This is a genomic window from Arthrobacter sp. Marseille-P9274 (assembly GCF_946892675.1).
GTDB lineage: Bacteria > Actinomycetota > Actinomycetes > Actinomycetales > Micrococcaceae > Crystallibacter.
Genome location: NZ_CAMPOV010000001.1, coordinates 2,451,674 through 2,465,893 on the forward strand (window position 1 = coordinate 2,451,674; position 14,220 = coordinate 2,465,893).

Annotated in this window: 12 protein-coding genes and 1 tRNA gene; 3 read left to right on the forward strand and 10 right to left on the reverse strand. The window is 67.6% G+C overall.

Features of this window, described 5'->3' with window-relative positions:
* Window positions 1–393: 393 nt before the first annotated feature.
* The 5 genes from OC550_RS11270 to OC550_RS11290 form a co-directional block, all read right to left on the reverse strand.
* Complete coding sequence (locus OC550_RS11270) at window positions 394–921, reverse strand: PadR family transcriptional regulator (protein WP_262105864.1); 528 nt, start codon at window positions 919–921, stop codon at window positions 394–396.
* Window positions 921–2,945 carry an NADPH-dependent 2,4-dienoyl-CoA reductase gene (locus OC550_RS11275; protein WP_262105865.1) on the reverse strand — a complete coding sequence of 675 codons (2,025 nt, stop codon included), beginning with the start codon at window positions 2,943–2,945 and terminating at the stop codon, window positions 921–923. Before OC550_RS11275 ends, OC550_RS11270 begins: the two co-directional genes overlap by 1 nt.
* A gap of 133 nt (window positions 2,946–3,078) precedes the next feature.
* Window positions 3,079–3,753, reverse strand: coding sequence for an MOSC domain-containing protein (locus OC550_RS11280; RefSeq protein WP_262105866.1), 675 nt, complete (start codon window positions 3,751–3,753; stop codon window positions 3,079–3,081).
* Window positions 3,754–3,860: 107 nt separating this feature from the next.
* On the reverse strand, window positions 3,861–5,021 hold the full coding sequence (locus OC550_RS11285; protein WP_262105867.1) for a cystathionine gamma-synthase: 1,161 nt from the start codon (window positions 5,019–5,021) through the stop codon (window positions 3,861–3,863).
* Window positions 5,022–5,035: 14 nt separating this feature from the next.
* Window positions 5,036–6,412 carry a cystathionine beta-synthase gene (locus OC550_RS11290; RefSeq protein WP_262105868.1) on the reverse strand — a complete coding sequence of 459 codons (1,377 nt, stop codon included), beginning with the start codon at window positions 6,410–6,412 and terminating at the stop codon, window positions 5,036–5,038.
* A gap of 105 nt (window positions 6,413–6,517) precedes the next feature.
* Between OC550_RS11290 and OC550_RS11295 the strand changes: the two genes are divergently transcribed.
* Window positions 6,518–7,486, forward strand: a complete 969-nt coding sequence (locus OC550_RS11295) for a DNA-3-methyladenine glycosylase (RefSeq protein ID WP_262105869.1) — start codon at window positions 6,518–6,520, stop codon at window positions 7,484–7,486.
* A gap of 86 nt (window positions 7,487–7,572) precedes the next feature.
* Here the strand turns inward: OC550_RS11295 and trxA are convergent, their stop codons facing one another.
* Window positions 7,573–7,959 (reverse strand): thioredoxin, encoded by a 387-nt coding sequence (trxA, locus tag OC550_RS11300; protein WP_262105870.1) that lies wholly within the window; start codon window positions 7,957–7,959, stop codon window positions 7,573–7,575.
* Window positions 7,960–8,118: 159 nt separating this feature from the next.
* Here trxA and OC550_RS11305 point away from each other — a divergent pair, with 159 nt between their 5' ends.
* Entirely contained in the window at window positions 8,119–8,526 is a 408-nt protein-coding gene (locus tag OC550_RS11305) for a hypothetical protein (RefSeq protein WP_262105871.1), read from the forward strand.
* A gap of 58 nt (window positions 8,527–8,584) precedes the next feature.
* Here OC550_RS11305 and OC550_RS11310 read toward each other — a convergent pair whose 3' ends face one another.
* The 4 genes from OC550_RS11310 to OC550_RS11325 all read right to left on the reverse strand — a co-directional run bounded on the left by OC550_RS11310 (window position 8,585) and on the right by OC550_RS11325 (window position 13,350).
* Window positions 8,585–10,183 (reverse strand): hypothetical protein, encoded by a 1,599-nt coding sequence (locus tag OC550_RS11310; protein ID WP_262105872.1) that lies wholly within the window; start codon window positions 10,181–10,183, stop codon window positions 8,585–8,587.
* A gap of 13 nt (window positions 10,184–10,196) precedes the next feature.
* Window positions 10,197–12,515, reverse strand: a complete 2,319-nt coding sequence (locus OC550_RS11315) for a transglycosylase domain-containing protein (RefSeq protein WP_262105873.1) — start codon at window positions 12,513–12,515, stop codon at window positions 10,197–10,199.
* A gap of 241 nt (window positions 12,516–12,756) precedes the next feature.
* Window positions 12,757–12,838, reverse strand: a tRNA-Tyr gene (locus OC550_RS11320).
* A gap of 137 nt (window positions 12,839–12,975) precedes the next feature.
* On the reverse strand, window positions 12,976–13,350 hold the full coding sequence (locus tag OC550_RS11325) for a hypothetical protein (protein WP_262105874.1): 375 nt from the start codon (window positions 13,348–13,350) through the stop codon (window positions 12,976–12,978).
* 176 nt (window positions 13,351–13,526) lie between these two features.
* Here OC550_RS11325 and OC550_RS11330 point away from each other — a divergent pair, with 176 nt between their 5' ends.
* Window positions 13,527–14,018: a YajQ family cyclic di-GMP-binding protein gene (locus OC550_RS11330; protein ID WP_262105875.1), complete on the forward strand. Its 492-nt coding sequence runs from the start codon at window positions 13,527–13,529 to the stop codon at window positions 14,016–14,018.
* Window positions 14,019–14,220 lie beyond the last annotated feature (202 nt).

A 14,220-nucleotide genomic window follows, 5' to 3' on the forward strand; every position in this document is an offset into this window, starting at 1 on the left:
TTCGGACACGAAGGTTCCTCATTTTCATTTCGGGGAACGGAAGCCACGCAAAGCATGGCCGTCTCAAGGAGACGGCGACGTCCTGGGAGGCTCAATGACACAAGTCCGGCGCTGTTGCAATCCCGCGGCAGGACTTTCCGTCACAGCTGCTGGCCGCCTCCCGGCGGTCTGTATGACGCTTTCGACAGCCGGCGCTCCCAAAATGAAACTGTCCGCAGTAGCTGCGGACCCAACACACCAATCAGACGCGACGCGCCGAAATAAGGGAATACCGGAGTGGGGGATACATCCATTGTACGGTATCGGCGCCGCCCGCCGGTCCGCAGAGGTACGACGGCGGCGGTGAGCTTGGGCACAGCATCATCCACTCCGCGGCGCTGATGTCCTTGGAGGTCAGCCTGTCAGCGTCTCGAGGGTGTCCTCGGCCCATTCGATCCATGCGCGCTCGAACACGATTCCGGCTTCCAGCACGGCGAGCTGCAATTGCCGGTTACGGTCAGGTGGCCCGGGGTGGAAGGTCTGTTCCTTCAGGTCGAGGTAGGTCTCCAGCTGCCGGCGGTGGAGCTCCAGATGCCGGCGCAGCTCGGGGCCGATGTCCGGCGAGCCCAGGACGGCGGAGGCCCGTAGGCGGATCATCAGCTCCTCGCGCACCGGCCTCGGATCCTGCTGCCGTCCGGTCCAGTCCGCCAGTTCCGACCGGCCCGCCGGCAGGACCGCGTAGTCCTTGGCGCGGCCGCGGGAGGAGTCCCGGCCGGTGGAGCGGACCATGCCGTCCCGCTCCAGGCCGCCGAGTTCGCGGTAGATCTGCTGGTGCGTCGCCGGCCAGAAAAACCCGAAGGACCGGTCGAAGCGCCGCGCCAGCTCCGCCCCGGACCCGGGTTTTTCCAGCAGCGCCGTAAGGATGGCGTGGCGCAGCGACATCAGATCACTGCGGCCAGCCGGACCGCCTGGTCGATGGCGCGTTTGGCGTCCAGCTCGGCGGCCACGTCGGCACCGCCGATCAGGTGGACCTTCAGGCCGGCGGCCTCGAGGTCCGGCAGCAGCTCGCGGCGGGATTCCTGGCCGGTGCAGAGCACCACCGTATCGACGGCGAGTACGCGGTCGGTACCGTCGACGCTGAAGTGGAGTCCGCCGTCGTCGATCTTCCGGTACGTCACGCCCGGGATCATGGTCACGTCCTTTGCCTTCAGCTCCGCCCGGTGGATCCAGCCCGTGGTCTTGCCCAGGCCGGCTCCGATCTTGCTGTTTTTCCGCTGCAGCAGGTAGGTCCTGCGGGCCGGTGGCCGCGGCTCGGGCCGGGACAGCCCCCCGGCCTTGGCGTAGTGCGGGTCGATCCCCCACGCCGCACAGAAGATTCCGGGATCCAGTGCCTCGCTGGGGTCGGCCTCCGTGAGGAAGTGCGCGACGTCGAAGCCGATGCCGCCGGCGCCGAGGATGGCCACCGTGCCGCCGACCGGTTTCCTGCCCAGCAGCACATCGGTGTAGCCCAGGACGGAGGGATGGTCCAGACCCTCGATGTCGGGCAGCCGCGGCAGCACGCCCGCGGCCAGGACGACCTCGCCGAACCCCTCGGCCTGCAGGGCCTCGGCCGTCGCGCGCGTATTCAGCCGCAGGTCGATCCCGCCGAGTTCCAGCTGCCGCCGGAAATACCGGAGGGTCTCGCGGAACTCCTCCTTCCCGGGAATCTGCGCGGCTAGTTTGAACTGCCCGCCGATCGCATCAGCCGCCTCGAAGAGCGTGACCCGGTGCCCGCGCTCGGCGGCGGCGAGCGCGAAGCCCAGGCCCGCCGGACCGGCACCCACCACGGCGAGCCTCTTCTTCTCCTCGGCCGGCACCAGGAGCAGCTCGGTTTCGTGCCCGGCGCGCGGATTCACCAGGCAGGAGCTCACCTTGCCGACGAACGTGTGGTCCAAGCACGCCTGGTTGCAGGCGATGCACGTGTTGATCTCATCGGCCGCACGGCGCGAGGCCTTGAGCACGAAGGCAGGGTCCGCCAGCAGCGGACGTGCCATCGAGACCAGGTCCGCGCAGCCGTCGGCGAGCACCTGCTCTGCGGTCTCCGGGGTGTTGATTCGGTTGGTCGCGACCAGGGGCAGGCGGGTCCGCCCCATTAGCTGCTTGGTGACCCAGGCGAAGCCGGCCCGCGGAACGGATGTGGCGATGGTTGGTATGCGCGCCTCGTGCCAGCCGATGCCGGTATTAATGAGGGTGGCCCCCGCCGCCTCCACGCCTTGCGCCAGCTCGATGACCTCCGCCAGCGAGGAACCGCCCTCGACCAGGTCCAGCATCGACAGGCGGTAGATCAGGATGAAGTCCGTCCCTACGCGGTCCCGGGTGCGGCGGATGATCTCGAGCGGGAAACGGATGCGGCTGCCGTAGTCCCCGCCCCAGGCGTCGGTGCGCCGGTTGGTCCGGGCGGTGATGAACTCGTTGATCAGGTAGCCTTCGCTGCCCATGATCTCGACGCCGTCATACCCGGCCGATTGCGCCAGCCAGGCCGCCTGGGCGAAGTCCTCGATGGTCTGCTCGACCTCGGCGGGTCCCAGTTCCCTCGGCGTGAAGGGACTGATCGGGGCCTGCTCCGCACTCGGAGCCACCAGGTCCGGGTGGGCGGCATAGCGCCCGGCATGCAGGAGCTGGAGGGCGATCCTGCCGCCGGCGGCATGCACCGCGTGCGTGATCGTCCGGTGCTGCGCGGCCTCGGCCGGCGTAGACAGCATGGCCCCGCCGGGTGCCAGCCGGCCGGCCTCGTTCGGCGAGAAGCCGCCGGTGACGATCAGGCCGACGCCGCCGCGCACGCGTTCGGTGTAGAACGCGGCCAGCCGCTCGAATCCGCCCGGCCGTTCCTCCAGGCCGGTATGCATGGAACCCATCAGCACACGGTTGGGCAGCGTGGTGAAGCCGAGGTCGAGGGGTTCCAGCAGGCGGGGATACGGACCGGTCACACTGCACTCCTTTGCACAACAAGTTGCATAAACGCTATGCCACCGTTGCCCGGGTGGCAAGAGCGCACCGTCTGCAAGGCAGCCAGGATGAAGGTCCGTCGCGGGCAGGCAGCCCCGCCAGCGGCCCAGGCGGTTACGGCGCTGTCGCCGGAGCCCCGGCCTCCGCCCGCTTAAGCGCCCGACGCACCGCCCGGACAACGTTGCCGCCCAGGGTGATTTCGCCGTCGTTCTCCGACTCCAGCAGCGCCCGCGCCTGCTCCAGGCCCAGCCCGCCGGAGACGTCCGCCACCGTCACCCCGTGCGTCGGGCGGGACAGCACCTCGACGCGGTCCCCGGCGGCGATCGCTCCGACCGTGTCGACCTTCAGGTAGGCCCCGGGCAGGCCCCGGGCCAGGAAGCGCTTGGCCCACTGCGGCTGGTCCATGTGGCGGCCGAAGGTGGCGCACGGGATGCGCGGCATGGTCACCGTCACCGTCACGGCCTCGCCGATCCGCCACCGCTCCCCCACCAGCGCGCCGCTGACCGGCAGCCCCTCGGTCCTCAGGTTCTCGCCGAAGAGTCCGGCGGGGATGTCCCGGCCGAGCTCCTCGGCCCACTGCGCGGCGTCTTCGGCGGAGTAGGCGTAGAGCGCCTTCAGCTCCCCGCCGTGGTTCTTCCTGTCGGCCTGGACGTCGGCGCGCAGGCCGAGTTCGTGGACCGCCACCGGGCCGGCCACCGGGCGCTTGTCGATCGCGGTGATTCCCACGTTGCTCTCGTCGGGTTTGAGCGCGTGGACGCGGCAGACGGCGAGCAGGGATCCGTGAGTCATAAGGCTAAGTCTATGTACGACGACGGCCGCCCGCCTTTCGTGCGAAAGGCGGGCGGCCGTCGTCGTTAGCCCTGGGGCCCGGAGTCTGCCCCCTCAGCGGCTCATGCTCAGAGGTTGGCGAACGCCTGTTCGAGGTCGGCGATCAGGTCCTCGACGTCCTCGATGCCCACGGAGAGCCGGATCAGGTTCTCCGGCACGGCGAGCTCGGTGCCCTTGACGGACGCGTGCGTCATCTGGGACGGGTAGTTGACCAGCGACTCGATGCCGCCGAGGGACTCGGCCAGCGTGAACACGCGGGTCGATTCGGCGATCTTGCGGGCGGCGGCCTCTCCTCCGTTGAAGGAGACGGACACCATTCCGCCGAAGCGGCGCATCTGCTTCTTGGCCAGCTCGTGGCCCGGATGGTCGGGCAGGCCCGGGTAGTAGACGGCTTCCACCTCGGGCCGGCCCTGCAGCCATTCGGCGACGGCCTGCGCATTGGACGAGTGCCGGTCCATGCGGACGCCGAGGGTCTTCAGGCCGCGCGTGGTCAGGAACGCATCGAGCGGGCCGGAGACCGCGCCCACGGCAAACTGGACGAAGCCGACCTTCTCGGCCAGTTCGTCGTCGTTCAGCGCCACGGCGCCGCCGATCACGTCCGAATGCCCGCCGATGTACTTGGTGGTGGAGTGGACCACGATATCGGCGCCGAGGGCCAGCGGGTTCTGCAGGTACGGCGAGGCGAAGGTGTTGTCCACGACCAGCAGCGCTCCGGCGTCGTGCGCCACCTTGGCGAGGGCCTCGATGTCGGTGACCTTCATCATCGGGTTGGACGGGGTCTCCACCCAGACGAAGCGGGTCTTGTTGGCCTTCACCGCTTCGGCCACGCGCGCCTGGTCCGCCATGTCGACGACGGTGTGGCCGATGCCCCACGGGCCGAGCACGCGGTTGATCAGGCGGTAGGTTCCGCCGTAGGCATCGTTGCCCAGCACGATGTGGTCGCCCGGCGCCATCAGGGCGCGGATCAGGCCGTCTTCCGCGGCGAGGCCGGAGGAGAAGGAGTAGGCGTACTTGGCGCCCTCGAGGGCGGCCAGCTGCTCCTGGAGCGCATCGCGGGTGGGGTTGGTGCCGCGGCCGTACTCGTAGCCCTCACGCAGTCCGCCGATGCCGTCCTGGGCGTAGGTGGAGCTGAAGTGGACGGGCGGAACGACCGCGCCGGTGCGCGGTTCGAAGGCCTGTCCGGCGTGGATGGCGCGGGTGTTGAAGCCGCCGGTGTTCTCTGCAGTCATGTGGTCCTCTTCCTTCAGCTCGTCAGATAGGTCAGCAGGTCGTGGCGGGTCAGCACGCCCACCGGTGCGCCCTCGAGGGTCACCAGCAGCGCGTTGTGGGTCTGCAGCTTTTCCCGCGCGGCCGACAGCGAATCGAGGGCGCCGATGAGCGGCATGGTCGCACCCATGTGGTCCCCGATCTTGTCCGTCAGCTTGGCTTCGCCCTTGAACAGCTGGGCGGTCAGCGTGCGCTCGTCGACGGAGCCGAGGACCTCGCCCATCACTACCGGCGGCTCCTGCGAGAACACCGGCAGCGTGGAAACACCGTATTCGTTCATGATTGCGACGACGTCGCGGACGGACTCGGTCGGGTGGGTGTGGACCAGCTCGGGCATCCGGCCGTTCTTGCCATTGAGGATCTCTCCGACCGTGGCTTCCTCGCCCGCGGCGATGAAGCCGTAGGAGCGCATCCACTCGTCGTTGAAGATCTTGGCCAGGTAGCCGCGGCCGGAGTCCGGCAGGATCACCACGACGACGTCGTCCGGACCCAGGTCCTTGGCCACGCGCAGCGCGGCCACCACGGCCATGCCCGAGGATCCGCCGACGAGCAGCCCTTCCTCCTTGGCCAGCCGGCGGGTCATCGCGAAGGACTCGGCGTCGTTGACGGCCAGCACGTCGTCCGGCACGGACTTGTCGTAGTTGCCCGGCCACATGTCCTCGCCGACGCCCTCGACGAAGTAGGGGCGCCCGGTGCCGCCGGAGTACACGGAGCCTTCCGGGTCCGCCCCGATGATCTTCACCGGGCCGGTCGGACGGTCCGCCGAGACTTCCTTCAGGTAGCGGCCGGTTCCCGTGATGGTTCCGCCGGTTCCTGCGCCGATCACCACGTGCGTGACCTTGCCGTCGGTGTCGCGCCAGATCTCCGGGCCCGTGGTCTCATAGTGGCTCAGCGGTGCCGTGGGGTTGGAGAACTGGTCCGGCTTGTAGCCGCCGTCGATCTCGCGCACCAGGCGGTCCGAGACGCCGTAGTAGGACTCGGGGCTGTCAGGGGCCACCGCGGTGGGCGTGACCACGACTTCGGCGCCGTAGGCCTTGAGCACGTCCCGCTTCTCCACCCCGACCTTGTCCGGCGTGACGAAGATGGACTTGTAGCCCTTCTGCTGCGCCACCAGCGCCAGGCCGACGCCGGTGTTGCCGCTGGTGGGTTCGATCACGGTGCCGCCGGGCTTGAGCCGGCCGTCCTGCTCGGCCGCTTCCAGCATCTTGACCGCGATCCGGTCCTTGATGGAGCCGCCGGGGTTGAAGTATTCAACCTTCGCCAGGACGGTGGCGGCGATCCCCTCGGTCACTTTGTTGAGTTTGACCAGCGGGGTGTTTCCGATCAGGTCCAGGACAGAATTGGCATACTTCATGCGCCCAAATCTACCGTTCCCGGCAACGGCGCTCATAGCCGGCGCTAAGAAAGCTTCACATCCGGCGCCGCAGCCGCGGCCGTCGGATCGTGCGACGATTGAGCCATGCCCCCGTTGACCGCTTCCGCCGCCCCGCGCGCCGATGCGGTCGCCGAGCTGATGCTGCCGGCCGGCTATGACCTGGCGGGCACCCTGGGCGTCCTGGCCCGCGGCAAGCAGGACCCCACCATCCGGTTTACGCACGACGGCGTGTGGCTGGCATACGCGGCGGCGGAGGGTCTGGTGTCGCTGCGGTTGGCGGCCCGGCGCGGCGCGCAGGGCACCGCCGTCGAGGCCAGGCTCTGGGGCCCCGGGGCGGACTCCGCGCTGGCCGGACTCCCCCGGCTGCTCGGCGCCGAGGACGACTGGAGCGCCTTCGACGACCCCGGCTTCCAGGCCACGCTCCCGCTGCTTGTGTCCCGCCCGAGGCGGCTGCATTCCGGACTCCGGCTGCCCGCCACCGGCCGGATGGTCGACGCGCTGGTGCCGGCGGTGCTGGAGCAGAAGATCACCACGATCGAGGCCCGCTACTCGTGGCGCTACCTGGTCAGCCGGCACGGCACGCCCGCGCCCGGTCCCGCTCCCGCCGGCCTGAAGGCGGCTCCTTCCGCCGCGCAGTGGCGCAGGATCCCCTCGTGGGAATGGCACCGTGCGGGCGTGGATTCAAAGCGTTCGGGCACCATCCTGCGCCTGTGCGGCGCGGCGTCCGGGCTGGAACGGCTCGCCGCCTCAGAGCCCGGCGATGAACTGGCCGCCAAGCTGTGCTCGATTCCCGGAATCGGCCCCTGGACCGCGGCCGAGACCACCCAGCGAACCCACGGGGATCCGGACTCGGTCTCGGTCGGCGACTTCCACCTCGCCTCCTTCGTCGGCTACGCCCTGACCGGGCGCAAGACGGACGACGCCGGCATGCTGGAACTGCTGGAACCGTGGCGCGGCCACCGCCAGCGCGTGGTGCGGATGCTTGTGCTCAGCGGCTTCCGCAAGCCTGCCTTCGGACCGCGGTTGGCCCCGCAGGACCACCGCTTCCATTAGTTCCCGCGGGGACCGGCGTGCAGCCGCTCTGCGGCGGCCTCCCGCCGGCCCCGGCAGAACATTGGGCTGAGGGGCTATTGCTCCCGCTATTCTGCCTTGCCCTGGGCTGCCTCGGACTGCTGCACGGCGATCTGGGCGTGGACTTCCTTCATGTCCAGTCCCTTCACGGCGTCGACGAGTTCGCCGAACTGCGTGGAGTTCAGTGCGCCGGGCTGGGAAAAGACCAGCACCTTCTCGCGAAAGGCCATCAGCGTGGGAATGGAGGTGATGCCGGCCGCCGCGGCCAGGCTCTGCTCGGCTTCGGTGTCAACCTTGGCGAAGACGACGTCCTCGTGCTGCTGCGAGACGGAATCGTAGACGGGGGCGAACTGCTTGCAGGGGCCGCACCAGTCGGCCCAGAAATCGACAAAGACGATGTCGTTCTCTTCGATAGTCTGCGGGAACTGGGCCTCGGTGATATTGATCGTTGCCATGTCTCCCACGTTATCGGTGCGTGGCAGGTGTGTCGCCCCTGTTCGCTCACCGCATGAGCGCTATCCACAGGCACGACATGATGCCTTCCGGCGGCGACGCTGCCGCCCCTAGTGTCTAAACCAGCAATGCCGCGACAATGCCGCGCTAAGGAGGCACCCTTGGAACGCCAAACGGCACTGGTCATTACCGCTGGGCTCCCCCTCAAAGCCGCCATCCGCCACAGCATGCGGCTGATTGACGGCCTCCTGGAGGGTCTCCCGTACGCCCACGACCCCTCCAGGACCGAGCTCTACGCCGCCGGAATGGCGGGGACGCTGCGGGCCAAGCTGGCTCTGCCCCGGAGGCTGCCCGGAGCCGATCCGTTCGAAACCTCGTCAGGACCGCTGCGCTTCATCTGGTCCGGCGGGACATGGTTTACCCCGGGTAGCTGCCCGCCCTCGCCCTGCGACGACAACGGGGCGACGGCCTGGCAGTGGTTGCACTTCAACGCACTGCACCGGGTCCCGCCGGACTCGGCCTGCTTCCTCTGGGACATCTATCCGCTCCACGCCGCCGACGCCGCGTAGCACCCCGGCCCGGGTTTTACGGATTCCGCACACCAGGACTCCGGGATGGGCAGGATGCTCAGCGGCGGTCCGCCGGCCGCGGGTCCTCGGGCTGCGCGGGTTCGGAAGGCTCCGGCGGCGGGGCCTGGGACAGGATTGCCGGTTCCGCGACCGCCGAGTCGCAGTCGACCTGTTCGGGGGCGGGCTCTTCGGTCTCCTCCTGCTTGCTGTCCTCTTTGTCCTTGTCCTTCTCGTCCTCGTCGGCCTTTTTCTTGCGGTCTTCGGCCTGCTCGCGGGCGTCTGCCGCGGCCTCGCGGTTGTCGGCCGCGCACTGGTCCAAGGCGTTCTCGTAACGGATGCGGGCATTGTCCTGGTTCACGAAGAACTGCGAGCGCTCCGCCAACTTAGCCTCGTAGGCATCGTAGGCCACCCAGAAGTCCGCCCAGTCCTCGCCGATCGCGTCCCACGCCTTATTGACCCTGGCCACGTCCGCCGCGTAGTCCTTGTACTCCGCCGCCTCATCCACGTAGCGGTCGTAGGCTTCCCAATAGTCGAGCACGTCCTGCTGCCACCGGACGGTTCCGTCTGCCAGCTTGTCCTTAGCCGTCTGGCGGCGTTTGGCGTTGGTCTGCTCCGCCGCCTGCGCATCGAAAACCACCGGACTCATCCCGGTGAAGGCCCAGCCGCAGCCCGGCCCGGTCTTGTCCTCTGCGAGCACTGCGACGTTGGCCTGCGTCACGGGAGCCTCGTCCGGGCTGGCGGGCGCCTTGGGCACCTCCGTCCGATCCGGCATGGGCGGCCAGACCGGGTAGACCGGTTCCGCGGCCGGGCGGGCGCGCTGGATCTTGATCTTCGGACCAGGCAGGCCGACGGCTTCCGCCTCCGCGTCCTCCGGCAGCCGGGGAAGCGGAAGGTCCCGCACCGAGACCTTCTGCTCGACCGTGTACGGCTTGTACCCCTCCGCCGACCACGGCGAACGCTGGGCCGCCCGTGCCGTGGACTTCTGGTCGGCACACACGCCTTCCAGCCGGTCCGCCAGGTGCCGGTCGAATTCCCGCGCCATCTCGGACAGCGGTGCGTCTTCCGCGCCGGAAATGAACACCAGCACGTCGCCGCGGCGGAACGCCACCACCTGAGCGGAGTTGAATCCTTCGTAGGTCAGGACCCGGTGCGCCTCCGCCCCGGGTTTCTTGCCGTCAAAGGCCCTGGACCGGACAGCGACGCTTCCCCCGGCGCATGAGTCCGCGTCATCGATCAAGGCATCCATCACCTCGGCACCCAGACCGGCGGAGTAGGCCGTGGTCACCACCTGTATCCGCTGACGGTCCACGCTGAACAGCCGGGACAGCGCCACGGCCGGGGCAGTCCCGTTGGCCGGGCAGGAGAACGGCAGGGGCTGCGTCGCCGAACGCTGGATGCTGCCGCCGGTCTTCCAGCCCTTGGGCGCCTTCTCCAGCGCTCCGGCCAGAGACTCCTCGGCCGGCACATCGCGGATCTTCGCAGCCACCGGTTCCGGTGTCTTCTCCACAGCCGTCGCCTGCTCGGCCGGTTCCGGTTCGGTTCCGACCAGGGGCGCGCCGGCCAGGTGCAGGGCAAACAGACCGGTACCGGCCACCAGCGAAAGGCTCAGTGCACCGGCCGCGAGCGCCATGCCGGGCCGCTTTTCAAAAACAGACATAGCGGGCCTCCCCCTAGCCGTTGTCCGGGACGCTGATCGCGGTATCGCTGCCGTCGCTCAGCGTGATCGACACTTCCTGACGGTACCGCAGTGATCCTCCGGCACGCGGAGTCTGCGCCACAACCACACCCGGCGGCTGGAGCGGATTGGCTTTGGCCGTTTCCTCGTTCACCACGGGAGTCAGGTTGTTCCGCAGCAGTACGGTGATGGCCTCGTCCACCTTCATGCCCCGGACGTCGGGAATGGACTTGTCGGTCTGCATCCCGAGGCCCACCGACGCCGCGTCCGGAAGCGGCTCCGCCGACTTCCCCTTCAGCGCCCCCTCCATGGTCGCCTTCCAGACGGGGCCGGCCACCTCGGCGCCCGTCAGGTCGTAATACGTCGTGCCATAGGCATCCACCTCGTCCAGCGGGTACTGCCCGCCGCCGCGCGGGTCTCCAAGCCAGACCGCGGTGGAGAACTGCGGCGTAAGGCCCACGATCCAGTTGGCCGAGAAATCGTTGGTCGTGCCCGTCTTGGCGCCCGCCTCGCGGCCCTTTGGCTTGCCGAGCCCGCTGAGGGTGCCGCCGGACTTGAACGGCTCCTTGAGCGCATCGGCCACCGTGTCGGCCACGCCGGGATCAATCCCCTGGTGGCAGTCGGTGTCCGGCACCGGGAGTTCCTCGCCGTTGTCGCTGCGGACTGCACCTGTGATGGTCACGGGGTTGCAGACCACACCGCCGCTGACGAAGGAGGCGTAGGCGTTGGCCATTTCCAGCGGCGACACTTCATAGGCGCCCAGCGCCAGCGAGGCCTCGTGGCCGCTCAGGCTGTCCGTGGGAATCGAGGTGATGCCGAGGGTCTCGGCGAACTTGGCCACGTCGATCACCCCGGTCCTCTCGATCAGCTTGACGAAGTAGACATTCACCGATTTCCGGATGGCCTCGTAGGCGTCGATATTGCCGTAATTCGTGAAGCCGTAGTTGTGGAATCCCTCCGCGGGGTCGTCCAGGGTCGGGGAATAGTACGGGCCGCTGGAGTTGTAGCGCTGCGACGCCGGGACGCCCTCGCTCAGTGCGGCGCCGAGCACGATCGGCTTCATCGAGGACCCCACCTGGAACTCGCTCTTGGCGAAGACAACCTGCGTCTTGCCTTTGCCCTGGCCCCAGCCGCGGTTCTGCGTCACGGCGGCGATGTGTCCGGTTCCGGGTTCGACGACGGCCACCCCCAGCGCGGCACGGTTCTTGTCCCCAAGTGCCTTGGTGACCGCTTTGCGCCCGGCGTCCATCGCCTGGCGGTCCAGCCCGGTGGTCAGGATCATGCCGCCGCGGGAGAGGCGGTCCGCCCGCTCCTCGGGGGTGGCACCGAATGCCCGGTTCTCGAGGATCTCTTCGCGCACCAGTTCGCAGTAGAACGGGTACTCCGAATCACCGCAGCTCGAAGGCACCGTACCCCGCTCAAGTTCCAGCGGAGCCTTCCGCGCGGCATCCGCCTCGGCGGCCGTGACCGTGCCGTTGTTCTCCAGCACACCCAGCACCGTGTTGCGGCGCGACGTGGCTGCTTCGGGATGCAGGAACGGGTCATAGACGCCCGGCCCTTTGAGGAGTCCCACGAGCAGCGCGGACTGCTGGAGGTTCAGCTTCGCGGCGGTGGTGTTGAAGTAGATGCGGGCTGCGGCTTCGATGCCGTAGGCGCGGTTTCCGAAGTAGACGGCGTTGACATACATCTTGAGGATCTCGTCCTTGGTGAGCGTCTGCTCAAGATGCACGGCGTACTTGGACTCGCGGATTTTGGCGTTGTAGGTATCGCCCGTGGCAACCGACTGCTCGGCCTCATCCCGGGCGTTGTTGACCATGATGTTCTGGACCAACTGCTGGGTCAGGGTCGACGCGCCCTGCGTGTTGCTGGAGACCGCGTTGTTGACCAGGGCCCGGGTCACTCCGTAGGGGTCGACACCATAGTGCTCGTAGAAGCGCACGTCTTCGGTGCCGATGAGAGTGTCGCGGAACGTCTGGGAAACGTTTTTCAGTTCGACGTCGATGCGGTTCTCGCTGTAGAAGCGGGCGAACTCCTTGCCCTTATTGTCGAGCAGCACCGTGTGCTGCGGCAGGGACCGCTCCAGCGGGACGTCGGAGGGCAGTTCTTCCCATAAGTTCACCAGCGAGTTCGCCCCGGCGGCGACGGCTACGGCTCCCGGAGCCACAAGCGTCCCTACGCTCAGGGCCACCACCGCCACGGCGCCGGCCCACACGGCCACACGGCGCCGCCACGTCCGGTCCGGCTCCGCGTAGCCAACCGGGGCCGACTCCATGAGTTCACCCAGGCTCGTCGAAGCCGTGTTCTTTCGCCCCATTCGGTTCTCCTGACAACTCAGAACGCCCCTTGGTACCAGCCACTCCACTGTGTCATTGGCTCTCGGTATGTACAGCGTACGTGCAGACCCGCGGACCTCAAGGAAACCAGTGGAGTGTTGCGGTCACATGACTAAAAGAAGTCTTGGAAGAGCGCCTTGGGGAAAACCCGGAACACGCCGGACAAACAAAAGATCCCCGGATCCTGCGCCTAAATGCAGTATCCGGGGATCTTCAGACCCGTGGCAGATGAGGGATTCGAACCCCCGTAGGCAGTGCCAGCTGATTTACAGTCAGCCCCCTTTGGCCGCTCGGGTAATCTGCCGGGCGTCTTCAACGAAGACCGCTTCCGTAAGTGGAAGCAAGACAACTTTACAGAAGATCCGCCGAAGAACGAAATCGGGGCGGGACGGCCCCCTATTCCGGGCGACGGCGCCGCGTTTCCGGGCAGCGGGCCGGCACCTAGAGTCCGGCTCTGATCCGCGATTCGAGCTGGGCGACGAAGTGCTCCGCCTGGGCCGAAGTGACCATACCCCAGGCAACTGCCTGGTCCATCTCGGCACGGACTCCGTCAAGCCGTTCGCTCCGGCTCGGCTGAGCCGGCTCCTCGCCAAACTTTGCCTCGAACTTTTGCCGCTCCAGCAGGTCCGATTCCCGGCGGACGTAAGTGGCAGCACCCGCCGCCGAGACCTCGGAATGCATGGCCTCGAATGCCGGAACGGCCGCCGTGGCCGGAGACGCCCCCAACACACCGAACGCGGCCACCGCCGCCGCGGCCAGGAACGATCCCGCCGCTGCTCGCATCGATCGGACTAGGTACCGACGGCGGCTCCCCATGCAACGTGCTCCTTCAATAGTTTGGTCGTTCAAACAACGTCCCCAGTCTTTCCGGAAAGTTTGGAGAAAATCTGGCCGCTTCCTGAGGGCAAGCTGGGAATGCCGAACCGCCTGCCCGGGGACGGGACGAAGTAGGCTAGGCGCAGAGCACACCACCCTGACCAAGAGGAGGCACCATGGCCAGCGAATCATCGTTCGACGTCGTCAACAAGGTCGACAAGCAGGAAGTCGCCAACGCCCTGAACCAGGCGCAGAAGGAATTGGCACAGCGCTACGATTTCAAGGGAGTCGGCGCCGAAGTCGATTTCAGCGGCGAGAAGATCCTGATGAAGGCCAACTCCGAGGAACGCGTGAAGGCTGTCCTTGACGTCCTGCAGTCCAAGCTCGTCAAGCGCGGCATCTCGCTGAAATCCCTCGATGCGGGCGAGCCCTTCGCTTCCGGCAAGGAATACCGGATCGAAGCGGGCATCAAGGAAGGCATCGCACAGGACCAGGCCAAGAAAATCAACAAGATCATCCGCGACGAGGGCCCCAAGGGCGTAAAGTCGCAGATCCAGGGTGACGAGCTGCGGGTCAGCTCAAAGTCCCGGGACGATCTCCAGGAAGTCATCAATCTGCTGAAGTCCTCCGACCTGGACGTCGACCTCCAGTTCATCAACTACCGCTAGCCGCGAACGAATCACAGGGGCCGCAGCCGGAGCCCAAGGCTGCGGCCCATGTAGTTCCAAGGCAAGCCCAAGCATTGAAGGTCACACTGGGCGGACAAGGTCAACGCCATCACCTTTAGGAGCGCGACATGTTGTGTGACCGGTGCGGATCCTCCGCCTACGTCAATGTCATTCTCGACACGGGCGGCTTGCTGTCATGGTG

Coding starts and splice junctions, on each gene's coding strand:
- OC550_RS11325 (WP_262105874.1), bottom strand. CDS start 13,350: ATGGGGAGCCGCCGTCGGTACCTAGTCCGATCGATGCGAGCAGCGGCG.
- OC550_RS11270 (WP_262105864.1), bottom strand. CDS start 921: ATGTCGCTGCGCCACGCCATCCTTACGGCGCTGCTGGAAAAACCCGGG.
- OC550_RS11315 (WP_262105873.1), bottom strand. CDS start 12,515: ATGGGGCGAAAGAACACGGCTTCGACGAGCCTGGGTGAACTCATGGAG.
- OC550_RS11280 (WP_262105866.1), bottom strand. CDS start 3,753: ATGACTCACGGATCCCTGCTCGCCGTCTGCCGCGTCCACGCGCTCAAA.
- OC550_RS11295 (WP_262105869.1), top strand. CDS start 6,518: ATGCCCCCGTTGACCGCTTCCGCCGCCCCGCGCGCCGATGCGGTCGCC.
- trxA (WP_262105870.1), bottom strand. CDS start 7,959: ATGGCAACGATCAATATCACCGAGGCCCAGTTCCCGCAGACTATCGAA.
- OC550_RS11330 (WP_262105875.1), top strand. CDS start 13,527: ATGGCCAGCGAATCATCGTTCGACGTCGTCAACAAGGTCGACAAGCAG.
- OC550_RS11285 (WP_262105867.1), bottom strand. CDS start 5,021: ATGACTGCAGAGAACACCGGCGGCTTCAACACCCGCGCCATCCACGCC.
- OC550_RS11290 (WP_262105868.1), bottom strand. CDS start 6,412: ATGAAGTATGCCAATTCTGTCCTGGACCTGATCGGAAACACCCCGCTG.
- OC550_RS11310 (WP_262105872.1), bottom strand. CDS start 10,183: ATGTCTGTTTTTGAAAAGCGGCCCGGCATGGCGCTCGCGGCCGGTGCA.